Annotated in this window: 22 protein-coding genes and 2 tRNA genes; 22 read left to right on the top strand and 2 right to left on the bottom strand. The window is 48.1% G+C overall.

The window, feature by feature from the left end; translation table 11 throughout:
* Positions 1-18 precede the first annotated feature (18 nt).
* The 5 genes from ffh to QZ311_RS05355 all read left to right on the top strand — a co-directional run bounded on the left by ffh (position 19) and on the right by QZ311_RS05355 (position 6,045).
* On the top strand, positions 19-1,353 hold the full coding sequence (gene ffh, locus QZ311_RS05375; RefSeq protein ID WP_297065053.1) for a signal recognition particle protein: 1,335 nt from the start codon (positions 19-21) through the stop codon (positions 1,351-1,353).
* Entirely contained in the window at positions 1,350-2,231 is an 882-nt protein-coding gene (folD, locus tag QZ311_RS05370; protein ID WP_297065051.1) for a bifunctional methylenetetrahydrofolate dehydrogenase/methenyltetrahydrofolate cyclohydrolase FolD, read from the top strand. Before ffh ends, folD begins: the two co-directional genes overlap by 4 nt.
* Positions 2,232-2,301: 70 nt before the next feature.
* A complete protein-coding gene (locus QZ311_RS05365; protein ID WP_297065048.1) occupies positions 2,302-3,396 on the top strand; it encodes a CapA family protein in 1,095 nt (364 codons plus the stop codon).
* Between the two features lie 183 nt (positions 3,397-3,579).
* Positions 3,580-5,622, top strand: a complete 2,043-nt coding sequence (gene htpG, locus QZ311_RS05360) for a molecular chaperone HtpG (protein WP_297065045.1) — start codon at positions 3,580-3,582, stop codon at positions 5,620-5,622.
* Between the two features lie 201 nt (positions 5,623-5,823).
* Positions 5,824-6,045: a hypothetical protein gene (locus QZ311_RS05355; RefSeq protein ID WP_297065043.1), complete on the top strand. Its 222-nt coding sequence runs from the start codon at positions 5,824-5,826 to the stop codon at positions 6,043-6,045.
* Between the two features lie 470 nt (positions 6,046-6,515).
* Here QZ311_RS05355 and QZ311_RS05350 read toward each other — a convergent pair whose 3' ends face one another.
* Entirely contained in the window at positions 6,516-8,033 is a 1,518-nt protein-coding gene (locus QZ311_RS05350) for a family 10 glycosylhydrolase (RefSeq protein WP_297065040.1), read from the bottom strand.
* A 195-nt stretch (positions 8,034-8,228) separates the two neighbouring features.
* Between QZ311_RS05350 and bamD the strand changes: the two genes are divergently transcribed.
* From bamD to rodA, 9 genes are all read left to right on the top strand, one after another.
* Positions 8,229-9,029: an outer membrane protein assembly factor BamD gene (bamD, locus tag QZ311_RS05345; protein ID WP_297065037.1), complete on the top strand. Its 801-nt coding sequence runs from the start codon at positions 8,229-8,231 to the stop codon at positions 9,027-9,029.
* Between the two features lie 54 nt (positions 9,030-9,083).
* Positions 9,084-9,419, top strand: a complete 336-nt coding sequence (locus tag QZ311_RS05340; RefSeq protein WP_123614453.1) for a DNA-directed RNA polymerase subunit omega — start codon at positions 9,084-9,086, stop codon at positions 9,417-9,419.
* 157 nt (positions 9,420-9,576) lie between these two features.
* Positions 9,577-9,852: a 30S ribosomal protein S15 gene (rpsO, locus tag QZ311_RS05335; RefSeq protein WP_123614454.1), complete on the top strand. Its 276-nt coding sequence runs from the start codon at positions 9,577-9,579 to the stop codon at positions 9,850-9,852.
* A gap of 272 nt (positions 9,853-10,124) precedes the next feature.
* A complete protein-coding gene (gene purH, locus QZ311_RS05330; protein WP_297065033.1) occupies positions 10,125-11,669 on the top strand; it encodes a bifunctional phosphoribosylaminoimidazolecarboxamide formyltransferase/IMP cyclohydrolase in 1,545 nt (514 codons plus the stop codon).
* A 95-nt stretch (positions 11,670-11,764) separates the two neighbouring features.
* Entirely contained in the window at positions 11,765-12,784 is a 1,020-nt protein-coding gene (locus QZ311_RS05325; RefSeq protein WP_297065028.1) for a rod shape-determining protein, read from the top strand.
* Positions 12,785-12,932: 148 nt separating this feature from the next.
* Entirely contained in the window at positions 12,933-13,787 is an 855-nt protein-coding gene (gene mreC, locus QZ311_RS05320) for a rod shape-determining protein MreC (protein ID WP_297065025.1), read from the top strand.
* 5 nt (positions 13,788-13,792) lie between these two features.
* Positions 13,793-14,311, top strand: coding sequence for a rod shape-determining protein MreD (locus tag QZ311_RS05315; protein WP_297065022.1), 519 nt, complete (start codon positions 13,793-13,795; stop codon positions 14,309-14,311).
* Positions 14,308-16,170, top strand: a complete 1,863-nt coding sequence (gene mrdA / locus QZ311_RS05310; RefSeq protein ID WP_297065020.1) for a penicillin-binding protein 2 — start codon at positions 14,308-14,310, stop codon at positions 16,168-16,170. The genes QZ311_RS05315 and mrdA overlap by 4 nt, the downstream gene beginning before the upstream one ends.
* A gap of 52 nt (positions 16,171-16,222) precedes the next feature.
* On the top strand, positions 16,223-17,683 hold the full coding sequence (gene rodA, locus QZ311_RS05305) for a rod shape-determining protein RodA (protein ID WP_297065017.1): 1,461 nt from the start codon (positions 16,223-16,225) through the stop codon (positions 17,681-17,683).
* 91 nt (positions 17,684-17,774) lie between these two features.
* Here the strand turns inward: rodA and QZ311_RS05300 are convergent, their stop codons facing one another.
* Positions 17,775-19,199 carry an MFS transporter gene (locus QZ311_RS05300; RefSeq protein WP_297065105.1) on the bottom strand — a complete coding sequence of 475 codons (1,425 nt, stop codon included), beginning with the start codon at positions 19,197-19,199 and terminating at the stop codon, positions 17,775-17,777.
* A 148-nt stretch (positions 19,200-19,347) separates the two neighbouring features.
* Between QZ311_RS05300 and QZ311_RS05295 the strand changes: the two genes are divergently transcribed.
* The 8 genes from QZ311_RS05295 (at position 19,348) to clpX (ending at position 24,655) form a co-directional block, all read left to right on the top strand.
* Positions 19,348-20,472, top strand: coding sequence for an AI-2E family transporter (locus QZ311_RS05295; protein ID WP_297065014.1), 1,125 nt, complete (start codon positions 19,348-19,350; stop codon positions 20,470-20,472).
* Positions 20,473-20,643: 171 nt separating this feature from the next.
* Positions 20,644-20,717 (top strand) — tRNA-Pro (locus QZ311_RS05290).
* 192 nt (positions 20,718-20,909) lie between these two features.
* A tRNA-Pro gene (locus QZ311_RS05285) sits at positions 20,910-20,983 on the top strand.
* Positions 20,984-21,273: 290 nt separating this feature from the next.
* Positions 21,274-21,594 carry a 50S ribosomal protein L21 gene (gene rplU, locus QZ311_RS05280; protein WP_297065011.1) on the top strand — a complete coding sequence of 107 codons (321 nt, stop codon included), beginning with the start codon at positions 21,274-21,276 and terminating at the stop codon, positions 21,592-21,594.
* A 23-nt stretch (positions 21,595-21,617) separates the two neighbouring features.
* Complete coding sequence (gene rpmA, locus QZ311_RS05275; protein ID WP_123614463.1) at positions 21,618-21,878, top strand: 50S ribosomal protein L27; 261 nt, start codon at positions 21,618-21,620, stop codon at positions 21,876-21,878.
* Positions 21,879-22,058: 180 nt separating this feature from the next.
* Positions 22,059-22,592, top strand: coding sequence for an RNA methyltransferase (locus tag QZ311_RS05270; protein ID WP_297065006.1), 534 nt, complete (start codon positions 22,059-22,061; stop codon positions 22,590-22,592).
* Positions 22,593-22,681: 89 nt separating this feature from the next.
* A complete protein-coding gene (clpP, locus tag QZ311_RS05265; RefSeq protein WP_297065003.1) occupies positions 22,682-23,368 on the top strand; it encodes an ATP-dependent Clp endopeptidase proteolytic subunit ClpP in 687 nt (228 codons plus the stop codon).
* A gap of 18 nt (positions 23,369-23,386) precedes the next feature.
* Positions 23,387-24,655, top strand: coding sequence for an ATP-dependent Clp protease ATP-binding subunit ClpX (clpX, locus tag QZ311_RS05260; RefSeq protein ID WP_297065000.1), 1,269 nt, complete (start codon positions 23,387-23,389; stop codon positions 24,653-24,655).
* Positions 24,656-24,714 lie beyond the last annotated feature (59 nt).

Raw genomic sequence — 24,714 nt, 5'->3', positions numbered from 1 at the left:
ATCCCCCCGCAATTCCAAGTGTTTGAGAATCTAAGCGAGAGACTTGAAAGAAGTTTCAAGATACTGAAAGGTGAAGGCAAAATCACCGAAATCAACGTAGCCGAGACCCTCAAGGATGTGCGCCGCGCACTTCTTGAAGCCGACGTAAACTTCAAGGTGGCAAAACAGTTTACCGACGAAGTCAAAGCGAAGGCTTTGGGCATGAACGTGATCAACGCCATCAAGCCCGGTGAGCTTATGGTCAAGATTGTACATGACGAACTTGCCCGCCTCATGGGTGGCGAGACAGCTCAGGTCAATCTGTCAGGCAGCCCTACTGTCATCCTCATGTCAGGTCTGCAAGGTTCAGGTAAGACCACCTTTTCAGGCAAACTCGCACGCAAGCTCAAATCGGAACAGGGCAAACGTCCGCTGCTTGTAGCATGCGACGTATATCGTCCGGCCGCTATCGACCAGCTCAAGGTTCTCGCCGAACAGATAAACGTCCCTGTCTATACAGAAGACGGCAATAAGAATCCTGTCGAGATTGCCGAAAATGCAATCCGACACGCCAAAGCCAACCATCACGACCTCGTCATCATCGACACCGCCGGCCGTCTGGCCGTCGACGAGCAGATGATGCAGGAAATCGCAGCAATAAAGAAAGCTGTCAAACCGCAGGAGACACTTTTCGTTGTCGACTCGATGACAGGTCAGGACGCTGTCAACACGGCCAAGGAATTCAATGACCGTCTTGATTTCGACGGCGTTGTGCTCACCAAGCTCGACGGTGATACCCGAGGCGGAGCCGCGCTCTCGATACGTACGGTAGTCACAAAGCCCATCAAGTTTGTCGGCACAGGCGAAAAACTCGATGCGCTCGACCTTTTCCACCCCTCGCGTATGGCCGACCGAATCCTCGGCATGGGCGACATCGTGTCACTCGTTGAAAAAGCTCAGAACGCCTACGACGAAAAGCAGGCCCGCGAACTTCAGCGCAAGATAGCCAAAAACCAGTTCAATTTCAACGACTTCCTCCAGCAGATACAGCAAATCCAGAAGATGGGCAACCTGAAGGAACTCGCTTCAATGATTCCCGGTGTCGGCAAGGCTATTAAGGACATCGACATCGACGACAATGCATTCAAGGGCATCGAAGCCATCATCCGCTCGATGACAGCCGAAGAGCGCGAACGCCCCGAAATCCTCAACGGCAGCCGCCGCAAGCGTATAGCCAAGGGCTCGGGCACTGATATTCAGGAAGTCAACAGACTCATCAAGCAGTTTGACGACGCCCGCAAAATGATGAAAGCCGTATCGGGCATTAAAAATCCGATGGCAATGATGCGTAACATGAAAGGAATGAGAAGATGACACTTATCGACGGAAAAAAGACAGCAGACGACATCAAGCGCGAAATCGCAGCTGAAGTCGAAGAAATGGTGGCCCAAGGTAAGCGCCGCCCCCATCTTGCAGCCATCCTCGTCGGTCATGACGGAGGCAGCGAGACTTATGTAGCCAACAAAGTAAAGGCATGCGAAGCCTGCGGCTTCCGCTCGACCCTCATCCGCTACGAGGATGATGTGACCGAAGCCAAGCTTCTTGAAACCATTGCTGAACTCAACAACGATCCCGAAGTTGACGGTTTCATCGTGCAGCTTCCTTTGCCAAAACATATTTCCGAGCAGAAAATAATTGAAGCAATCGACTATCGCAAAGATGTCGACGGATTTCATCCCGTAAACGTCGGCCGCATGTCAATCGGTCTGCCTTGCTTCGTTTCTGCAACCCCGTCGGGAATCATGGAACTGCTCAAGCGCTACGGTGTCGAGACCAAGGGCGCGAAATGCGTGGTGCTCGGACGTAGCAACATTGTCGGCAAGCCCGTTGCTTCGCTCATGATGCAGAAGGCCAACCCCGGAAATGCGACAGTGACAGTTTTACACAGTGCGTCAAACAACATCAAAGAGGCATGCGCCGAAGCCGATATCATTATCGCCGCACTCGGCAGCCCGGGATTCGTCACAGCCGACATGGTCAAGCCGGGTGCAACCGTGATTGACGTCGGAACTACACGCGTCCCCGATGCTACACGCAAGAGCGGATTCAGACTGCGTGGAGATGTCGACTTCGAAAACGTTGCCGAAAAGTGTGCGTTCATCACACCTGTGCCGGGTGGTGTAGGACCAATGACCATCTGTTCGCTTATGCGCAACACCCTTCTCGCCGCAAAAAAAGAGATTTACAATTAATCGACATATTTCAGGGATGCCGTTATGGGCATCCCTGAAATTTATATAACCCTATTCCAAAAACGTGAGCATGATTGCTGTTTTCCTCTCACTTCTCTCCATGCTGATTCCACAGGACAGCGCGGAGATTGTGTTTGCCGGTGATGCTATGCAACATCAGCGGCAGATTGATGCGGCTCTACAGCCCGACGGCTCACTTGACTACTCTCCTTACTTCTCATCCCTCTCGCCATACATCTCATCGGCCGATTTTGCAGTGGTAAACCTTGAGACACCACTGGGAGGAGCCCCTTATTCAGGATATCCGATGTTTTGTGCGCATGACAACTATGTCGATGCACTCACAGAGGCCGGTTTCAATCTCCTGCTGACCGCCAACAACCACATTCTTGACAGACGCGACAAAGGCGTCATAAGGACAATAAATACGCTGGAAGGGAAAGGCGTGCCGTATATAGGAGTATATCGCAACATCGCACACCGCGATTCACTGCTCCCGATGATACATGACATCAACGGATTTAAAGTCGCTTTTCTCAATTACACATACGGCACGAACGGCATTACAAAAAGGACCGACATCGAAATCGACTATATCGACCGTGCCCGTATCGCATCAGACATAAGCAACGCCCGAAATAAAGGTGCGGAGATCATAGCTGCATGTATCCATTGGGGAGAAGAATACAAACTCCTGCCAAACGCCTCTCAGAAAAGTCTGGCAAAATTTCTTGCTGATGCAGGAGTGGAGCTCATAATCGGCGGACATCCGCACGTAATCCAACCGATGAAGCTGAAAATTCACCAGCCGACAGGCCGTCCATGCTTCACAGTCTACTCATTGGGCAACTTCATCTCTTCAATGCGCACCACCGACACCCGTGGAGGAGCAATGGCCCGTGTCAAGCTTGCACGCGACATATTCGGACGGGCATACGTATGCAGTGCAAGCTATCGCCTTGTGTTCACACAACCGGCCTTGGAGAAGGGCGATAATTTCCGACTTCTCCCTGCGGAGAGCCGGAAGCTGCACAAGTCGATGGAACACTTCCGCAAAGGCTTCATCCGCAATGCGGTCAATATTTTCAACCGACACAACATCAATGTCCCTCGCGACACCACCTCCATTGTCTCCTCGCGCCCGGTTGTCCCCAACGGATTATAACCATGTCGGACTTCCCCGCAACCTTCATCCTTTACTTTATCCTTAATACTTTACACTTAATCCTTAAAGAATAATCTGTCATTTTTGCAGTATTTTTAACAGAATTTGTCAGTTTTCCACTCTGGCATTTTGTTTGCTATATTGTTCTAAGTAATAAATATAAAAAACTTAAACCGATATATTATGCAAAAAGGACAGATTGGAGTAACGACCGAAAACATATTTCCGGTCATAAAAAAATTCCTCTACTCCGACCACGAAATTTTTCTTCGCGAACTCGTATCCAATGCCATTGATGCGACACAAAAGCTGAAAACACTTGCCTCATTCGGCGAATTCAAAGGCGAACTCGGCGAAATGAAAGTCCGCGTCACCATTGACAAAGAGGCAGGCACGCTTACCGTAAGCGATCATGGCATCGGAATGACGTCGGAAGACATTGATAAATATATCAATCAGATTGCATTCTCAGGAGCGGAAGAATTCCTTAATAAATATAAGGACACTGCCAATGCTATTATAGGTCATTTCGGACTCGGTTTCTACTCCGCGTTCATGGTGGCCAAGAAAGTCGAAATCCGCTCATTGAGCTACAAGGAAGGCGCTGAAGCTGTCAAATGGGTTTGCGACGGCAGCCCTGAATACACAATGGAGCCGACCGACAAAGCCGAACGCGGTACGGACATCGTGCTCTATATCGATGATGACAACAAGGAATTTCTTGAACAGGCACGCATAGACACCCTGTTGAAGAAATATTGCCGTTTCCTGCCTGTCCCGGTCGTTTCGGGCAAAGAACAGGAATGGAAAGACGGTAAATATGTCGATACAGACAAAGACAAGATCATCAATGACATCGAACCGGCATGGACTAAAAAGCCGGCTGAACTGACCGACGAGGACTACCGCAAATTCTACCATGAGCTTTATCCCGGACAGGAAGACCCATTGTTCTGGATACATCTGAACGTAGACTATCCGTTTACACTTACAGGCATCCTGTTCTTTCCCAAAATAAAGAGCAATCTTGACATCCGTAAAGACCGTATCCAGCTCTATTGCAATCAGGTCTATGTGACAGACTCTGTCGAAGGGGTCGTTCCGGAATTCATGATGCTTCTTCAGGGTGTGATTGATTCTCCCGACATTCCTCTTAATGTCTCCCGTTCATATCTTCAGAGCGATACAGCCGTCAAGAAAATCTCAGGCTACATCACAAAGAAAGTGGCTTCACGTCTTGATGAACTTTTCAAAGAAAACCGGTCTGATTTCGAATCTAAATGGGACGACATCAAGATTTTCATCGAGTATGGCATGTTGACCGACGAGAAATTCTGTGACTCGGCCATGAAATTCGCCCTCCTCCGTGACACAGAGGGGAAATACTTCACCCTTGATGAATACCGCACACTCGTTGAAGCATCTCAGACAGACAAGGACGGCAATGTAGTCTATATCTATGCAACTGACGTAACCGCCCAGTACAACTACATACATTCGGCAAATGAGAAGGGCTATAATGTCCTGCTCATGGACGGACAGCTCGACGGGCATTTCATTTCAATGCTTGAAAGCAAGCTTGAAAAGACCCGTTTTGTACGTGTCGACAGTGATGTCGCCGAAAAACTCATCCCGAAAGAGGAAGCTAAGGACAGCGGACTTACTCCGGAACAGATTTCGCTCCTGACCCCCTTGTTCCGCAGCCAGATTCCTGCCGTAGAAAAAGCCGACTTCCTTGTGTCGTTCGAGTCACTCGACCCGGCAGCCAACCCGATTCTCATCACTCAGAATGAGTACATGCGACGCATGAAAGACATGGCTGCAACCCAGCCCGGCATGAGTTTCTATGCTGAACTACCCGATAGCTACAACCTTATCGTCAACACATCTCAGCCGGTTGTTGCGAAAATCCTCGACGAAGCCGAAAAGGCTCTTTCCGAAAAACTTGCTCCAATCAACAGTTCGATTGACGCAGACAACGAAAAGATTACCGTTCTCCGCTCCGAAATCAAGGACAACAATCCTACCGACGAACAAAAGGCTGAAGAAAAGCAGCTTTCCGACAATGTCGAGAAGAACCGCAAGGAAAAAGAAGAACTCATAGCTCGCTATGCTTCTGAGAAACCGGTCGTAAAACAGGCCATCGACCTCGCCCTTCTTGCCAACGGACTTCTCCGCGGCCGTGACCTCAATGAATTTATCAACCGGTCAGTAAAGATGCTTTAACGCATTACCACCACTACTGTTAACAATAAAAAAAGCGCCACCTGCAATATATGGCAGGTGGCGCTTTTTTACTGTTAATATATTTTAATTCAGACGGGCAATGATTAAGCCCATACATCTTACTATCTTTGCAATGTCAACCACTCATTCTCCCAAATCAACCACCTCCTCATTTTTCTCACTTCTCAAAATCGCCTCATCATGAAAACTTCATTTGTCATCAGTCCGCGCGTCATCGACACAATCAACTCTCTCCAACCAACCGACCGCGCTCCAATCAGCAATGCCCTAAGCATGGAGTTTATTCTCGGACAAAATCCGGAGGACACACTGACACCGATGCAAAACATCATTTATGCAGTCATCCGATTTTACGTGACACAGGATTCAAAACGTCTAACTCACCCTAAGACAGCAAGCTGACACTATGCAGACACACGGCATCGTCAACAGATTTCAACTCCAATAAGTTGATTAGCAAAATCTTGATTCGTTAAAACACAGATGTGGGCACTCTGAGACGGAGCGCCCACATCAAATTTCCTACATCACCCTTTAAGAGGGTGTTTAATAACAATAGTTAAAATCTGAGCGAAAGTTTTGAGATGGATATGGCTCTGAATTGAAGGAGCATAGCGTGCTATGTGACTGAAATAAAGAGTCATAGGCACTCAAAACTTTCGGAGGCGATGGTATTGTCTTTTCTTCTGTATGCTGTTTCATGAATAAAAAATTTTAAGTTACCCAAGCCTTGGTGTCTCTTTTGCTAAATTTTTGAAGCTCGTCAGTCGCATAGCGCACTATGCTTCTTCCTCGCTTACAACAATTTACCTAAAAGATACACCACTCAGATTTTAACTATTGTTATTAAACACCCTCTAAAACCGGATGACTTAAATAAATACCGGCTCTGATTCAACCGAATTACCGTCAATCGCCGTGACTGCATAACTCATCCCCATAGGAACAGCTATCGAACAGCCATAGCAGATTCTGACAAGATACCTATTGTCTATCCCATCGCCACCATCGTCCATTATTTCACTCTTCGACAGATGTGCCGGGAAAGCATAGACAGCATAACGCCTTATCGGGTCAGGACCACACTTATCATAGCTCCATGACAACACCCCTCCTTTCAACGCAAGTGAAGACGGAGGCAAAGGCTTTTCCACACCCTTGCGACATATCATTGGCGACAAAGCCTTGCATGAATAATGCCTACGCGCAATATCCTGCGATAATTTGCCAAGAAATTTTGCGCTATAGAACACCGACCCGAAGTCGCCCGTCATACTAAGAGTCCGGTTTGCCTCAACCTGACGCAAAAGCTCACTGCGCTGCGATGGCGTATTGTTCTTTTCCAGAGGAGCAAGCGTCATGCTCGAATAGAAATGGCAGCCATATAGACCGGCCGCATTGCTCCACCAGCGCACCAAGGGCTCATAAGGCGCTGTCGAGTGTGTGGTAGGCCAATAAATCTGAGGAGATATGAAATCGACAGTTCTCTGATAGAGCCAGCCGAGAGGATCGGAATATATCTCTTTATATTGCCAGTCGTCAGCTTTCACCCCACACGGCAGCATCCCCCATTTCTCGGAAGATGTATGTGTCTTTCCGGCAACGCCGGCCGGCGAGATGCCAAATCTGATATCAGGACGCGTATCAAGCAGCATGCAATGTATGTCGGCCACTGTTTTATGCACATTAGCCCTCCGCCAATCTCCGAAACTCATCCACGGTGACTGCTCCTGCCAAAGACCATAGTCAGGAGCGGCAGATGTCTCGGGGATACGGTTTGGGTAAAAATAATCGTCAAACACAAGCCCATCGACCGCATATCCTGTAACTATTTCACGGCATATATCTACAATATGGTCACGGACCTCTTCAAGACCCGGATTAAAAACCGTATATTTCCCATGTGAAAGCAGCCAGCCCCTGTCTTTCCATTTCCGGTCTATTTCACTGTCATAATTCGTTCCCGAACTCCATCTGAACGGATTGACCCATGCATAACACTCCAGTCCGCGCCGATGACATTCATCGACGACAAACGCCAGCGGATCCCACCCGGGAGACACGCCTCTTTTTCCTGAAACGAACGATGACCACGGCTCAAGTTTCGACTCATACATCACATCAGCCATTCCGCGCACCTGAAAAAAGACCGATGTCAGATTCATTTCTTCACAACGGTCAAGCAACTCAGCCATTTCAGCTTTCTGTCTCTTCTGTATAGCCGGCGTCGTTCCACTGACGGACGGCCAGTCAATCCCCCATACGGTAGCGAGCCACACACCGCGCATCTCTCGCTTTGGCGAATCACCACACGCCGGGAGTGCACACAACCCCGCCGAAAATATCAGAAGGCTTATAAAAAAATGTCTTATGCTAATATTATGGACCATTATCTATTGATTTTATTGACAAATTTAGCTGAATTTATCGAATTTTAGCCTCATTCGGCAATAATAATAGCTAATAATGTTATTTTTATTAAAAATATCAGATTCCGATTGCTCGAAATTGCCAAAAATGCGTTAAATTTGCAAGTTGAAAAATCAATTCTCACGAAGACCACCCAATAATCTGTGATCACAAAAATGCGAAAGTACTTAGTCATGCTTGCCACCGCCATGATCTTCACCTCATGTGGAGAGTATCAGCGTGTGCTGAAAAGCAATGACGCAAACTATCGCCTCGATTATGCGAAACGAGCTTTCGAAGCGAAAAAATACACTCAGGCTTCAACCGCGCTTGAAGACATCGTCACTCAATTCAAAGGATCTGAAAAAGCGGAAGATGCGCTTTATCTCCTCGCCCTTTCAAACTACGAGAACAAGGATTATCAGACCTCAGGAGAATACTTCAAGACATACTACAGCCGCTTCCCCAAAGGGAAATACACAGAGCTGGCCCGTTTCTACACAGGTTATGGATATTACCTTGACTCGCCGGAGCCCCAGCTCGACCAGTCAGGAACAATAAAGGCTATTGAAGAGCTCCAGTCATTCCTTGACTATTTCCCGAAGAGCGACAAAGTGTCGATTGCACAGAACGCCATCTTTGAACTTCAGGACAAGCTCACACTTAAGCAGCTCGAAAACGCCCAGCTTTATTACAACCTCGGCAGCTATCAGGGTAATAATTATGAAAGCGCCGTAATCGTCGCAAAAAACGCCATCAAGAATTATCCGTATTCGAAATATAAAGAAGACCTCGAACTGCTCGTCCTGAAGGCCCGGTATCAGGAAGCGCGCGAAAGTATCGACGAAAAGAAAGCCGACCGCTTCCGCGAAGTCATTGACGAATACTACTCCTACATCAACAACTACCCAGACACTCCCAACCGCGAAGAGGCCGACAATATATTTAAAATCGCCCAGCGCTATGTCAAGGACTGATTCGAAGGAGTAAAACAAACAACAAGCAACAACTACATAAACCACAGAGATATAATGGACTACAAGAAGACCAACGCACCTCTCAACACTCAGACCCGCGACCTCATCAAAATGAGCGAGGACACCGGCAACGTTTATGAAACCGTATGCATCATCGCCAAGCGCTCAAACCAGATTGCAGGCGAGATGAAACATGACCTCGAAAAGAAACTTCAGGAATTCGCATCACTCAGCGACAACCTTGAGGAAATTTCGGAGAACCGCGAACAGATTGAAATCTCCCGCTTCTACGAAAGACTCCCCAAACCGACCCTGATTGCGACTCAGGAATATCTCGAACACAAGATTCATTTCCGCAACCCGGCGAAAGACCACCTGAACATGGACTAAACCATGTCGAGTCCGTCTTTGGAATCGATGTGCACGTTTAATCTCTGATTTTTCCGCAAAGGTTTGGATTTGTCAAAGTTAATGCTTACCTTTGTGCGCTCTTTAGAGCAAAATTCATTTTATATACATCATTAACCACTTTTAAACATCTGTATCAATGCACTTGAACTCTGATGAAAAAGTAGAAATCTTTGAGAAGTACGGTAAGGGCAAGACTGACACTGGCTCACCTGAAGCACAGATTGCATTATTCTCAGTCCGTATCGCTCATTTGACTGAACACCTCAAGTCAAATCACAAAGATTATACGACAGCTCGAGCTCTTAAGGCTTTGGTAGGTAAGCGTCGTCGTCTTCTCGACTACCTCATCCGCAAGGACATCAACCGCTACCGTGCCATCATCGCTCAGAAAGAACTCGGTATCAGAAAGTAAGTTTCCCCATTTGTGGAAATCTCTACTTGAAGATTACAAAAAGTGGCCTGATTACGAAAATCAGGCCACTTTCTTTTTTATCCAAACCGCCCGTTCAAGAAGCAATCCGGGGAAAACGCATCAGCAAATCACCGTTCCATAGTAGAAGAATATTAATTTTCAATTTAACCGGCCAACAATTGAGCTTAAATTTCTTCAAATAGTGAGTATTTTTCATTAACTTTGCACTTTCAAAATCATAGTTTCCAAAATAAGTTCAGAAATTACTACCGATGTCTGACAACAAACGAATCAAGACCGCGCTTATTTCAGTCTTTTATAAAGACGGACTGGATGAAATTTTGTCGTTGCTCCATGCCGACGGTGTTAAATTCCTTTCAACAGGGGGCACTCGTTCTTTCATTGAAAGTTTAGGTTATGAATGTGATGCCGTAGAGGATTTGACAGGATACCCCTCGATACTTGGCGGACGCGTCAAGACCCTCCACCCTAAAGTTTTCGGAGGAATACTCAACCGTCGCGACAACGAAGGAGACCGGGGACAGATAGCCCAATATGAAATTCCCGAAATCGACCTTGTAATCGTAGACCTCTATCCATTCCGTGCGACTGTGGCTTCAGGAGCTCCGGAAGCAGATATCATCGAGAAAATCGACATAGGTGGCATATCGCTCATCCGTGCAGCCGCCAAAAACTATAATGATGTCGTGATTGTAGCCTCTAAAGCACAATACAAGCCTCTCGCCGAGACACTCAAACGCAACGGAGCTGAAACCACGCTCGAAGAACGCCGCTGGTTTGCCGCTCAGGCTTTTGCAGTCTCGTCAGGATATGACACTGACATCTACAATTATTTTGCATCAACCTCAGTTCCATGCGCCATTGACGAGAGCGACGCCCTCCGCATTGCGTTTGACGATGCAAAATCAATGCGCTACGGTGAGAACCCCCATCAGAAAGGCACATTCTTCGGCGACTTCGACGCAATGTTCACACAGCTTCATGGCAAAGAGATTTCCTACAACAATCTTCTTGACATCGACGCAGCCGTCTCTCTGATTTCAGAATTCACCGATCCGACATTCGCTGTCCTTAAACACAACAACGCTTGTGGCCTTGCAACCCGTCCCACCATCGCAGAAGCATGGAAAGACGCTCTCGCAGGAGACCCTGTAAGCGCTTTTGGCGGTGTGCTCATCACCAATGGTACTGTGGACGAAGCAGCAGCCGAGGAAATAAACAAAATATTCTTTGAGGTTATCATCGCCCCCGCTTATACCGACGGCGCTCTTGAAATACTCAAACAGAAAAAGAACCGCATCATCCTCGTCATCAAGAAAGAGCTTGACACCAAGATGCAGTTCCGTTCAATCCTCAACGGCGCTCTTGTTCAGGAACGCGACCTTAAAATCGAGACTGTCGATGATCTCAAACAGGTGAGCGACAAGGCAGTCACCCCCGAGCAGGCAGCCGACCTTCTTTTCGCCAACAAGATTGTCAAGAATTCAAAGAGCAATGCGATTGTCCTCGCCAAAGGCGGAATGCTCCTTGCAAGCGGTGTCGGACAGACATCCCGCGTAGATGCGCTCAAACAGGCAATCGAAAAAGCACACTCTTTCGGATTCGACCTTCATGGCGCAGTAATGGCGTCAGACGCATTCTTCCCCTTCCCCGACTGCGTTGAAATCGCACACGAAGCGGGCGTGACAGCCGTCATCCATCCCGGAGGCTCAATCCGCGATCAGGAAAGCGTTGACTACTGCAACGCTCACGACATGGCAATGGTCACAACCGGTTTCCGTCATTTCAAGCACTAATCCTTACATATAATCTTCGACAAGTCCCTGAGCGAATTTATGACTCTCGGGGACTTGTCAAAGATAAAAAAATACTTCGAACCTCAATACAACTAATGGGATTATTTTCATTCACCAAAGAAATCGCAATTGACCTCGGTACGGCCAATACGATTATAATACACAATGATAAGATTGTCATTGACGAACCGTCAATTGTGGCAATCGAAAAACGCACCGGCAAACTCATTGCTGTAGGTCGCGAGGCCAAACTCATGCAAGGCAAAGAAAATGATGGCATCGAGACAATACGTCCGCTACGCAAGGGCGTTATTGCCAACTTCAATGCCGCCGAAATGATGATCCGTGGCCTCATAAAAAAAGCAAGCTCCAAGAGCAATTGGTTCTCGCCCTCAATGAAGATGGTGGTCGGTATTCCCTCCGGATCGACAGAAGTCGAAATCCGTGCGGTCCGCGACTCTTCGGAACACGCAGGTGGCCGTGACGTCTACATGATTTACGAACCTATGGCAGCAGCCCTCGGTATCGGCATCGATGTCCTCGCACCACAAGGCAACATGATTGTCGACATAGGCGGTGGCACAACCGAAATCGCAGTCATCTCTCTTGGCGGCATCGTATCCAACAAGAGCATTCAGGTTGCAGGCGACGACCTTACAGACGACATCATGGAACACATGAGCCGCGTCCACAATGTAAAGGTCGGAGAGCGCACTGCCGAACAAATCAAAATACACGTCGGCTCAGCCCTCACCGAGCTTGAGAATCCCCCGGAAGACTTCATCGTACATGGCCCGAACAAGATGACGGCGCTTCCGATGGAAGTTCCCGTCAGCTATCAGGAAATCTCCCATTGCATCGAAAAATCAATCTCTCGTATTGAGGCCGCAGTCCTGCAGGCTCTCGACGAGACACCTCCGGAACTCTATTCCGACATCGTCATGAACGGCATCTTCCTCGCAGGTGGCGGTGCTATGTTGCGCGGTCTCGACAAACGTCTGACCGACAAGATTGGCATCCAGTTCCACATTGCCGAAGACCCCTTGCTCGCCGTTGCAAAAGGCACGGGTGTTGCATTGAAGAACATCGAGACCTTCTCGTTCCTAATCCGCTAAGACCAGCGGATTCCACACACCGCCTCTCTACATTCAGACTCTTTACAGACAACCAAGAATTAGCATTGCGTAAGTAGCTTAGACATCAGACTATTGTATGTCAGGCTCTTATGCTTTGCTGTTCGTATAGCTTTTATATCCATTTACATTGAGCGAGCTTCTAAAGTTTTTCGTAAAATACAGTTCGTGGTTCCTGTTCGCGCTCTACCTTGTGGCTGGATTTGCATTGCTGTTTTCACGCAATCCATTTCAGCACCATGTCTTTCTATCGTCAGCCAACATCGTCGCGTCAGGAGTCTACAACACCACACATAATGTCACATCCTACTTTTCATTGCGCGACATAAACGAGGATCTGCAGGTACGCATATCGGAACTCGAACTTGAGAACTACATGCTCAAGGACCGTCTGCGTGCAGAGCGGGAAAAAGTCTACGCTGACACAATGACAGTTGATTCAGCCCTCACCCGCTATCATTTCCTGATTGCCCACGTAATCAACAATTCAATCAACCACTCACATAATTATATAACAATTGAAAAAGGGCGTCTTGACGGAATCGAACCGGAGATGGGCGTAATCGACCAGAATGGAATTGTCGGCATCGTAAACGTCGTGGGCGACCATACCGCCCGACTCATATCAGTCCTAAATCCATATCTCAGACTGTCATGTAAGGTAAAAGGAGAAGATCAGGTCGGTTCTCTCGTATGGGACGGCCGTGATCCCGGAGAAGCAATCCTCGAAGAGCTTCCAAAGCACGCAAAATTTGTCAAAGGCGACACGGTTGTGACAAGCGGTTATTCATCTGTTTTCCCTGAAGGAGTCCCTGTCGGCACAATCCTTTCCGGCTCACGCGACCGCGAGGACAACTTCTATACGCTACGCATAAAATTATTCACCGATTTCTCAACCCTTTCGACAGTAAGAGTCATCCGCGACAACATGAAAGAGGAACTCGCTGAAGTTGAAAAGGATATCGAAATCAAAAACATCAATTGATTCCTATGAGTAAAACGGTGCTTAAATTCATCCTTCTCGGCATCATTCTGGTGCTTGCTCAGGTAATTGTATTCAACCACATATGCCTGTTCAATGTTGCAGTCCCATTGGTGTTCATCTATCTGATTTTGCGCTTGCCTATAACGCTTTCGCTCAATTGGCTTCTCACCATCAGTTTTTTTCTGGGACTGATCGTGGATATTTTTTCCGACACATACGGAATGAACACAGTATCATGCACGATACTTGCCATGTGCCGCAGACCGATACTCAGACTCTACGTACCGCGCGAAGAGGATTTGACGCGTCCGGAACCGTCAATGCACTCGCTCGGAACAGCAACGTATCTGAAATACCTTCTGACAATGACGTTGCTCTACTGTACCATCATATTTCTGATTGAAGCGTTCACATTTTTCAATCCTGTGCGCCTTCTGCTGCGTATTGTATTCAGTACGATACTTTCGATGGCGCTCATGGTCGGAATTGACAGCTTCATGACACCACGAAGTGAAAAGAAGTGAGAAAAGATTATAATCTCGAAAAACGGCGCTACGTCATAGGCGGTTTCATCGTGATTATCGCCATGATATATATCTGCAGGCTTGTCAATCTACAGGTATTCGATTCGAAATACAAGGAATATGCCGATTCAAATGCATTCCTCCGCAAAGCGGTGTATCCATCACGTGGCATAATCTACGACCGCGACGGCCGCCTTGTAGTGTACAATCAGCCGGCATACGACGTCATGATGATTCCGCGCGATGTAAAGGAGTTCGACACTCTCGATTTCTGTCGCGCCCTCAACATCTCTCCCGAAGATTTGCGCAAACGTTTTGTCGACATGAGAGACAAGCGTCGCAATCCCGGCTATTCGTCCTATTCACCGCAGAAGCTGCTCACCCACCTCACGGCGGAAGAGTATGGACGCCTGCAGGAAAAGCTATATCGTTTTCCCGGTTTCTATATCCAGAAACGCATCCTGCGCGAATACAACTACAAAACTGCGGCAAATGTCCTTGGAAATATTCGCGAAGTATCACAGAAGGACATAGACAAAGACCCTTATTACATGCCCGGTGACTATATCGGAGACATCGGAATCGAACATACCTACGAAGAACATTTACGTGGGAAAAAGGGAGCTGAAGTGTTGATGCGCGATGCCCTCGGACGCATACAGGGCCGCTATGAGGAGGGTGCGCTGGACCGCGATGCAGTCGCGGGAAAAAACATCAAGCTATCGCTCAACATCGAACTGCAGCAATATGCCGAATCACTTATGATGAACAAGAAGGGCGCAGTGGTGGCCATCGAGCCGTCAACCGGCGAAATACTCTGTCTTGTATCCGCACCATCCTACGATCCGAGCCTGCTTATCGGGCGAGAACGTGGAGCGAACTACAATAAAATGATGACAGACCCCGACAAACCGCTCTTCAACCGTGCGATTCAGGCGACATATCCTCCCGGCTCTACATTCAAGCCGACTCAAGGTCTCATTCTTCTTGAAGAAGGGATTATCACCACAGGCACGATGTTTCCCTGCTATCACGGATTCATTTCAGGCGGCCTGCGCGTAGGCTGCCACGGACATGGCTCGCCACTACCATTGAAACCGGCCCTACAGACCTCATGCAACGCATATTTCTGCTGGGGATTTAAAGCCATGATCGACAAACGTGGCAAATATGGCAGTTCGGCCAACGCTTTTGACATCTGGAAGAAACACATGGTCTCGATGGGCTATGGCTACAAACTCGGCGTAGACCTTCCGGGAGAATACCGCGGTTTTATTCCAAATGTCGATTTCTACAATAAATGGTATGGAGCAGGCCATTGGAGTGCGAACACCATCATATCAATATCAATCGGACAGGGCGAAATCCTTGCGACACCGCTCCAGATTGCAAATCTGTGTGCAACGATAGCCAACCGCGGACATTACATCACCCCTCATGTCGTCAAAGAGATACAGGATACGATTGTTCCCGCCGAATATCTTGAGAAGCACACTCCGACCATCGCCTCTCACTGGTATAACGACATTGCCGAAGGTATGCGCATGGCTGTGACAGGAGGTACGTGCCGCCTCGCCAACCTGCCTGACATTGAAGTATGCGGCAAAACGGGTACGGCTCAGAACCCACACGGCAAAGACCACTCGGCTTTTATGGGCTTTGCACCTTATCATGACCCGAAAATCGCAATTGCAGTCTATGTCGAAAATGCCGGCTTCGGAGCGACATTCGGTGTCCCGATCGGCTCGCTTGTCATGGAACGCTATCTTCGAGGCCACATACCGCCCGAACGAAAGTATCTCGAAGAACGGATGTTACAATCAAACACAATACAATTCGCCGGAACAAGGAAGCATTAAGAATGCTCCTCTGCGAATCAGAATCTTCCCCAATTTTTAAAGGCTAAAGAAAGTGCAACAAGAAAACAGCGGTTCTGTATTCAGATATGTCGACTGGTTCACAGTCGTGCTCTATATCATACTCGTCATGGCCGGAATGGTGAGCATCTATGCGGCAAGCTATGACTTTGACCATGCCAACATGTTAAGTTTCACCGAGTTTTCAGGCAAACAGTTCCGTTGGATAGGACTGTCGCTTGTCCTCGGCCTCGTCCTGCTGCTCATAGATGTCAGAGTGTATGAAAATTATGCCTACGTCATCTATGGCGGCTTGTTGCTACTGCTGCTCGTCACCATATTTATAGCGCCGGACATCAAAGGTTCACGCTCTTGGCTTGTAATCGGGCCTATGAGCCTACAGCCGGCGGAATTCGGAAAGTTCGCCACCGCACTCTGCCTCGCAAAACTGTTTTCGAGTTATAATTTCGTGCTCAACGCGTCCCGGAAGAACTACATGCTTGCCCTGATGATTATTTTCCTGCCTGTGATTCTGATTCTCGGGCAGAAAGAAACAGGGTCGGCCCTTGTCTATCTGTCGCTATTTTTTGTCCTGTATCGTGAAGGCATGAGCGGATTGATTCTGCTTGCAGCGGTCTGTGCGGTGACATTTTTTGTCGTAGCCGTCAAATTCACCGGGACACTTCTTTTAGGAATACCGGCAGGACAGGCTGCGGTATTCATTATGATAATGGTGCTTATCGTGGCCATGCTTGCGATATATTGCAAGGAATTCGAAGCGGCCCGCAATGTCTTGTTGTGGTTTGTCGGCACAGGTGCGATTGTCACAGCCCTTGAAATCATCGGAGTCCCCGTGCCCGGCATGATATTCTTCATAACAGTCATCATGGCCGCTCTTGCCTATTGCGTCTTATTGATGTTCAAGACCAAGGCAAGGAAACTCATAATAACAGTGAGTGCCGCCATGGTTTCAGTCATATTTCTGTTTTCAGTCAATTATGCGTTTACGTCCATACTCCAACCCCACCAACAGATGCGCATCAAGGTCGCACTTGGCATGGAAGAAGACCTCAGAGGCGCAGGCTACAATGTAAACCAGTCAAAAATAGCCATCGGCTCAGGAGGCTTGTTCGGGAAAGGATTCCTTAACGGGACACAGACGAAACTCAAATATGTACCCGAACAGCATACCGACTTCATCTTCTGCACCGTCGGTGAGGAAGAAGGCTTTATCGGTTCTGCCGGCGTGTTGTTGCTGTTCCTGATACTTATATTGAGAATCATCCATATAGCGGAGCGCCAGCCCAACGTGTTCGGACGAGTCTACGCATATTGTGTGGCAAGTTACCTGATATTCCATATCGCCATCAACATAGGCATGGTCATCGGATTATGCCCTGTAATCGGTATCCCTCTACCCTTCTTCAGCTATGGAGGTTCGTCCCTGTGGGGCTTCACATTCCTTTTGTTTATACTTCTGAGAATAGACGCATCACGACGCGAACGGTCATTCTGACCTCGCCTACAGCATAAAAAAAAGCAATCTCCCGGAAAATTCTGAAATAATTTTCCGGGAGATTGTCTTTTAGTGTTTTATACGAAAGAATTTACGCTTCACCGTCGATACGGACGTCTTCAAAATCTTCTTTTATGTTGGGGTCTTCAAGACCATAGTGATGGACTGCGTTCATCGCCTTGAGGATAATGCCGAATATCAGTGCAAGCACACCAAGAGAGGCAAAACAACACATAGGAATAGTGTAGTCATACTGCATCGGGTCGGTCACTCCGGGATTAGACCAAGTGATAACTTTACCAATCATAATGGGAACGAACGCCAGACCAATATTCTGCACCCAGAAAATCAGCGAATAAGCACTACCGAGGAAACGTTTATCCATGATTTTGGGAACTGAAGGCCAGAGAGCCGCAGGCACAAGCGAAAACGAAACGCCAAGCACGACGATGGCAGAATAAGTGATGAGCTCGCTCTTGGTCGACGGGACTACAAATGCAAACGTAAGATGACAGACAATCATAAGGATAGCACCGAGAATCAGCATGCTTGCACCCTTGCCCTTGCGGTCAAGGAAATAGCCGAGGAAAGGAGTGAGACAGGCAGCACCGACAGGAAACCAGCGGAAGATGTCGGAAGCCTGAGTCTCGGAAATGCCGAGATTACACTGAAGCATGTTGGCGGCATAGCGCTGGAAGGGGAAGATGGCTGAATAATAAAGCACACAGAGCAGGGCGATAATCCAGAAAAGCTTGCTGCCGAAAATCGCACCGACATCCGAAAGCTTGAATTCTTCGTCAGACTCAGCCTCGGCCACCTTGTTGGCTCCCATCTCGCGGTCAAGCTTGGCATCCATGAAAGTAAAGACGATAAAGCTCAGCAGACCGATGCAGAGAAGCGCCGAACAGAAAGCCACAGGGACTACTACTGACGCGGGAATCACGCTGTCGGCCAGACGGGGTGAAATGGTGAAGATGAAGAACACACCGATACGCGCTATGGCCATCTCAAGGCCCATTGCGAGAGCCATTTCCTTGCCCTCAAACCATTTGGCAAGCGCTTTGGAGACTGTGATACCGGCCATTTCGCAACCGCAGCCGAAAATCATGAAGCCAAGAGCCGCAAGCTTCGCACTGCCGGGCATTGCCGTCCACCATGAATTGAGCCATATCTCAAGCCCGGTTCCCTGAAAAGCGTCGCTGATAGCATAGAGCTTGATGAGCGCGCCGACCACCATGAGCGAAGCCGAAAGAGTGCCGGTGAAGCGCACACCCATTTTGTCAAGGATTATACCTGCGAGTATCAGGAATCCGAACACATTTAATATGTATTCCGCTCCGGCGTAGTAGCCAAAAGCATCAGGCGACCATCCGCGCTGTGTCTGGATTAATGACTGTAATGGCGACATAACGTCGACAAACATGTAGGCAAACAGCATCATCGACGCTACCAGCGCCAACGCTGTCCATCGAGCCCAAGCCTTGTCAGAAAGCAACCGACGGCCTGACTCAACGATTGATTGATTTACTTTTTCCATTTATATAGGGTTATTAAAAATTTATCATGGATGATAAACGGTTGACAAAATTAATATAAATAATGAAATTTTGGAATATATTGAGTAATTTCGTGGCCAAATTATACATATAATAAATATAATAATCATGCTTGTCCGTCAACGTTACGACCTTGACCGAACCGTAAGGCTCGTCATAAACTGCGTGTTGTTTGTTGGAGCAATATGGCTCATCAGCATTCTCAAAGGCGTCCTGCTGCCATTCTGCGTAGGATGTCTGATTGCCTACCTTTTCGAGCCGTTTGTCCAGTTCAACCGCCAGTTGCTCAATCTTAAAGGCCGTGTCATCGCATCGCTTGTGACACTGTTCGAGATGACTTTTTTTCTGCTCGTCATTCTCTACTTCATAGTCCCGATGATCATCAGAGAGTCCTCCCAGATGGCCACACTTCTGAAAAGCTATACCCAAAACGAAATCAAAATACCATTCATCCCGGAAAGCCTGCACGAATTTCTCCGCAACAATGTGGATTTCGAATTTATCGCGCGCAAGCTCTCCCACGAAGAATGGATGAAAATGTTTGAAGAAGGGCTCTCAGCGTCATGGCATGTAATCACCGGTTCTATTTCGCTCGTGATGAGCATGTTCAGCTGGGTGATAGTGCTGCTATACATAGTGTTCATAATGATTGACTACGACAAGATCTCAAGAGGATTCCAACGCATGGTGATGCCGAAATACCGCAGGGTCGTTTTTAAAATCGGGCGCGATGTCAAACATTCCATGAATCAATATTTCCGCGGGCAAGCCCTCGTGGCATTCATCGTAGGCATACTGTTCAGCATAGGCTTTCTGATCATCGGCCTACCTATGGCCATAGTACTCGGAATGTTTATAGGATTGCTGAACATGGTTCCATATCTTCAGCTCATATCCTTGATTCCGGCTACTATAATATGTATAGTGGTGTCAGTCGGAGGAGATATAAGCTTCTGGACACTGTTCTGGAAAATGATAGCTGTATATTGTATAGTGCAAGTGATACAGGACCTCGTGCTTACCCCAAAAATAATCGGAAAGGCAATGAGCCTTAATCCTGCACTTATCTTCCTGTCGCTTTCCGTATGGGGGACACTGCTCGGCATGATCGGACTTATAATTGCCATCCCGCTCACCACACTCCTCCTCGCCTATTATGAAGAATATTTTATCAGGCCTTATGAGAAGAAGACTCATCGTCGGCAAATTGCCAAAAAACAAGAATCGCAGTAGCCTCATTACGGTTCAACGCGATGTCAATTGCAAATTAATTTAACATTCAGCTCTGCATTTATACTATTTTAATTAAAATGAGTTAATTTTAGCCATAAGATTTGGATGGTAAATCAAAAGTTCCTACCTTTGCATCGCTTTTGAAAAACAAAGCATCATTTATTTCCTAATCGGGGTGTAGCTCAGTTGGTTAGAGTACGCGTCTGGGGGGCGTGAGGTCGCTAGTTCGAGTCTAGTCACCCCGACTTAAGAAATGCAAGATGAGATTCCTTCGCGAATCTCATCTTTTTTTTATTTCCGCAAAACGACAAATCCCCACTTCCTCGCCCTCATTTTTCAGAGTCGCATAATTTTTTCTCGATTTTTCTTGGTAGTTTCAGAAAAAGTTCCTACCTTTGCATCGCTTTTGAAAAACAAAGCACCATTTGTTTCCTAATCGGGGTGTAGCTCAGTTGGTTAGAGTACGCGTCTGGGGGGCGTGAGGTCGCTAGTTCGAGTCTAGTCACCCCGACTTAAGAAATGCAAGATGAGATTCCTTCGCGAATCTCATCTTTTTTTTATTTCTATAATCACCCACCGGACAAAACACAAACGGACGACACACGACAGCGCCCACAATTCGACTCCAAACACAAAAAAATGGAATCAATCCTAAAATATATCTACTTTTTCTTTGCGTAATCAGGCGATTTTTCATACCTTTGCAACCGATTTAGCCGTATCGGGCTCTTAAAAGAAGCCGCAAACGCCCAGCGAAATGCGCTCGCCCGACGGAATAACCTGAAAACCAATTAATAACAAATGTACGCTATCGTAGAAATTCAGGGACAGCAGTTCAAGGCAGAGCCTGAAAAGTTCCTGTATGTTCACTATCTCGGCGAAGCTGTTAAAGAAGGTGACAAGGTCGAATTCGACCGCGTGCTCCTCGCTCAGGCCGACGAAACAGTTAAAGTTGGCGCTCCCACAGTGGAAGGCGCAAAGGTTGTATGTGAAGTCCTCACTCCCCTTGTAAAAGGCGAGAAGGTTATCGTTTTCAAGAAGAAACGCCGCAAAGGCTATCGTCGCAAAAACGGCCACCGTCAGTACTTCACCAAAGTGTTAATTAAAGAAGTTGTAGCTTAACCCCACTAAAATCCTAAAAAGAAATGGCACATAAAAAAGGTGTTGGTAGTTCTAAGAACGGCCGTGAGTCAGAAAGCAAACGACTCGGTGTAAAGATTTTCGGTGGCCAGTACTGCAAGGCAGGTAACATCATCAAGCGTCAGCGCGGAACAGTGCATCACCCCGGTCTCAACGTAGGCATGGGCAAGGATCACACCCTCTTCGCACTCATCGACGGTGTGGTTGTCTTCACTGAAGGCAAGGAAGGCCGCAAGTTCATTAACGTAAAACCGGCTGAAGCGTAAACGACAACTTCCACTTCAATTCGGAACACTATCACTCTGCAGGGGAGCAAACTCAACAAAGTTTGCTCCCCTGCAGAGCATTTTTTCAAAAAAAATTGTTAACTTTGTTGGCAGGGAGTCGCCACATAAGGCCTCGAAGCCTCTTCGCCCCGACAATACCGCTTGTATAAAGACCCCATTATGGAAAAGAAGACTATCCGCGACCTTCACCGCGCAGACATCGAGCACTTCAAACGGCAGCCAAAAATGTCGCTGACAGTAGTCCTCGACAACGTGCGCAGCCTTAACAACATCGGAGCTATCTTCCGCACGTGTGACGCATTTGCAGTCGAGCGCATCATGCTGTGCGGCATCAGCGCCTGCCCTCCATCGCCTGAAATCCACAAGACAGCGCTTGGCGCAGAAGACTCGGTGGCATGGAAATATTTCGCCACCACCGAAGAGTGCATCGCCGAGCTTCAGCGCGACGGCTATACGCTATGCTGCCTCGAGCAAGTAAAGGGCAGCATCGAGCTACAGGAATTTTCGCCTCAACGCGGACGACGCTACGCAATGATACTCGGCCATGAAGTCGAGGGTGTCGCACAAAATGTGGTCAACCAATGCGACATCTGTCTTGAAATCCCCCAGAGAGGCACAAAACACTCGCTCAACGTATCTGTATCAGGCGGAATAGCCATCTGGCATTTCTTCGAGCACCTATCTTCGTTTTAGATAGGACATTTTAGAAATATTTTTTTGACCGAAAGAGATTTTTTTTGTAACTTTACATTACAAAAACAGCGAAAACAAGTTACACATCTATGAATAAAGATTTTAGAAATTTCGCAGTGCACCATCTCGGAATGAACGGGCTCGCACTCGACCAATATGCCGCATCTTCGGCTCAACAGATAACATCCTCATACATCTCTCCTACAATCATCGAAGAGCGCCAGCTTAACGTCGCACAGATGGATGTGTTCTCCCGCCTGATGATGGACCGCATCATCTTCCTGAGCACAGATGTCAACGACTACACCGCCACAGTCGTACAAGGCCAGCTGCTCTACCTCGACTCCGTAGACCCGGGCAAAGACATCTCGATCTACCTCAATTCGCCCGGTGGCTCCGTCATCGCAGGTCTTGGTCTCTATGACACCATGCAGCATATCAAGAGCGACGTGTCGACCATCTGTATCGGCATGGCGGCCTCAATGGCAGCCGTACTTCTCGTGGCAGGCGCTCAAGGCAAGCGCATGGCTCTCCCCCATTCACGCGTAATGATCCACCAGCCGCTCGGAGGCGTACAAGGCCAGGCATCGGACATCGAAATCACAGCACGCGAAATCCTAAAATACAAGGCTGAACTTTACAAAATCATAGCCGACCACTCGGGTATGTCGCTCGAACGCATCGAAGCCGACGCTGACCGCGACTACTGGATGACAGCAGACGAAGCCAAGGAATATGGCATGATTGACCGTGTGCTCCTCCCCGAAAAGAAATAATAACAACCAAGACACGAAATGGCAAAAAAATCCAATTCGAATCAAGGAATCAAATGTTCATTTTGCGGCAAAGAGCCGTCATATACTGACATACTCGTTCCGAGTCCGCTCGGCGACACGTATATCTGCAGCGAGTGTGTCGAACAGATTGAAGGCCTCCTGAAAGACTATTATCAGGAGAACCCTTCACTCCGCCCTGCCGGCTCAAAAAACCGCAAAGACACTCCATCGGCCGACGACACAGCCAAGCCTCTCCCGACCCCGGTAGAGATACGCGAGTTCCTCGACCAGTATGTCATCGGTCAGGAAGACGCAAAAAAATACCTGTCTGTCGCAGTCTATAACCACTACAAGCGTCTCGCGCAGGACAAGGACGATGTCGACATCGAGAAGAGCAACATCATCATGGTCGGCCCGACAGGAACGGGCAAGACGCTTCTTGCAAAGACAATCGCACGACAGCTCGATGTGCCGTTTGCCATAGTCGACGCAACGGTCCTCACCGAAGCCGGCTATGTCGGCGAAGACATCGAAAGCCTGCTTGTCCGTCTTCTTCAGGCCGCTGACTACGACGTGGCCAAAGCCGAACGCGGAATAGTCTTCATCGACGAAATCGACAAAATCGCCCGCAAGGGTGACAATCCGTCGATCACCCGCGACGTGTCGGGCGAAGGTGTACAGCAAGGCCTGCTCAAGCTGCTTGAGGGTTCAATTGTCAACGTCCCGCCGAACGGTGGACGCAAACATCCCGAGCAGAAAATGATTGCCGTAGACACAAAGAACATTCTCTTCATCTGCGGAGGCGCGTTTGACGGCATCGAGCGTAAAATCGCACATCGCCTCAACACTCACGTCGTAGGTTTCACAGGCTCATCAGTCAGGTCAAAGGTCGATTCTGACAACTACCTGAAATACATTGCGCCTCAGGACCTCAAATCGTTCGGCCTCATTCCTGAGATAATAGGCCGCCTGCCGGTGCTCGTTCATCTCGACCCGCTTGACCGCGAAGCCCTTTTGAGAGTACTCACAGAGCCTAAAAACGCTATTACCAAGCAATACGAAAAGCTTTTTGCCATGGACGGCGTCAAGCTCGTATTCACAGACGAGACTCTTGAATTCATTGTCGACAAGGCGATTGAATACAAGCTCGGCGCACGCGGACTGCGTACGATTGTGGAGACCATCATGATGGACCCCATGTATGAGACCCCGTCGACCGACATCAAAGAGCTGGTCATCGACCGCGCATTTGCCGAGGAGAAAATCCGCAAAGCCTACATAGGCTGAGCGGAGACCTCCGACGCACATCACATACTCCCCTCTAATCTCACATTTCACTCCTCCAC

The sequence above is a fragment of the uncultured Duncaniella sp. genome (assembly GCF_910578445.1).
GTDB lineage: Bacteria > Bacteroidota > Bacteroidia > Bacteroidales > Muribaculaceae > Duncaniella.
The sequence above is the reverse complement of the archived record's forward strand: the minus strand, read 5'-3'. Positions and strand labels throughout refer to the sequence as shown.

Excerpts from the sequence above, each read along its gene's own strand:
- folD (WP_297065051.1), top strand. The coding sequence starts at position 1,350 with ATGACACTTATCGACGGAAAAAAGACAGCAGACGACATCAAGCGCGAA.
- QZ311_RS05365 (WP_297065048.1), top strand. The coding sequence starts at position 2,302 with ATGATTGCTGTTTTCCTCTCACTTCTCTCCATGCTGATTCCACAGGAC.
- htpG (WP_297065045.1), top strand. The coding sequence starts at position 3,580 with ATGCAAAAAGGACAGATTGGAGTAACGACCGAAAACATATTTCCGGTC.
- QZ311_RS05355 (WP_297065043.1), top strand. The coding sequence starts at position 5,824 with ATGAAAACTTCATTTGTCATCAGTCCGCGCGTCATCGACACAATCAAC.
- QZ311_RS05350 (WP_297065040.1), bottom strand. The coding sequence starts at position 8,033 with ATGGTCCATAATATTAGCATAAGACATTTTTTTATAAGCCTTCTGATA.
- bamD (WP_297065037.1), top strand. The coding sequence starts at position 8,229 with ATGCGAAAGTACTTAGTCATGCTTGCCACCGCCATGATCTTCACCTCA.
- QZ311_RS05340 (WP_123614453.1), top strand. The coding sequence starts at position 9,084 with ATGGACTACAAGAAGACCAACGCACCTCTCAACACTCAGACCCGCGAC.
- rpsO (WP_123614454.1), top strand. The coding sequence starts at position 9,577 with ATGCACTTGAACTCTGATGAAAAAGTAGAAATCTTTGAGAAGTACGGT.
- purH (WP_297065033.1), top strand. The coding sequence starts at position 10,125 with ATGTCTGACAACAAACGAATCAAGACCGCGCTTATTTCAGTCTTTTAT.
- QZ311_RS05325 (WP_297065028.1), top strand. The coding sequence starts at position 11,765 with ATGGGATTATTTTCATTCACCAAAGAAATCGCAATTGACCTCGGTACG.
- QZ311_RS05315 (WP_297065022.1), top strand. The coding sequence starts at position 13,793 with ATGAGTAAAACGGTGCTTAAATTCATCCTTCTCGGCATCATTCTGGTG.
- QZ311_RS05295 (WP_297065014.1), top strand. The coding sequence starts at position 19,348 with ATGCTTGTCCGTCAACGTTACGACCTTGACCGAACCGTAAGGCTCGTC.
- rplU (WP_297065011.1), top strand. The coding sequence starts at position 21,274 with ATGTACGCTATCGTAGAAATTCAGGGACAGCAGTTCAAGGCAGAGCCT.
- rpmA (WP_123614463.1), top strand. The coding sequence starts at position 21,618 with ATGGCACATAAAAAAGGTGTTGGTAGTTCTAAGAACGGCCGTGAGTCA.
- QZ311_RS05270 (WP_297065006.1), top strand. The coding sequence starts at position 22,059 with ATGGAAAAGAAGACTATCCGCGACCTTCACCGCGCAGACATCGAGCAC.
- clpP (WP_297065003.1), top strand. The coding sequence starts at position 22,682 with ATGAATAAAGATTTTAGAAATTTCGCAGTGCACCATCTCGGAATGAAC.
- clpX (WP_297065000.1), top strand. The coding sequence starts at position 23,387 with ATGGCAAAAAAATCCAATTCGAATCAAGGAATCAAATGTTCATTTTGC.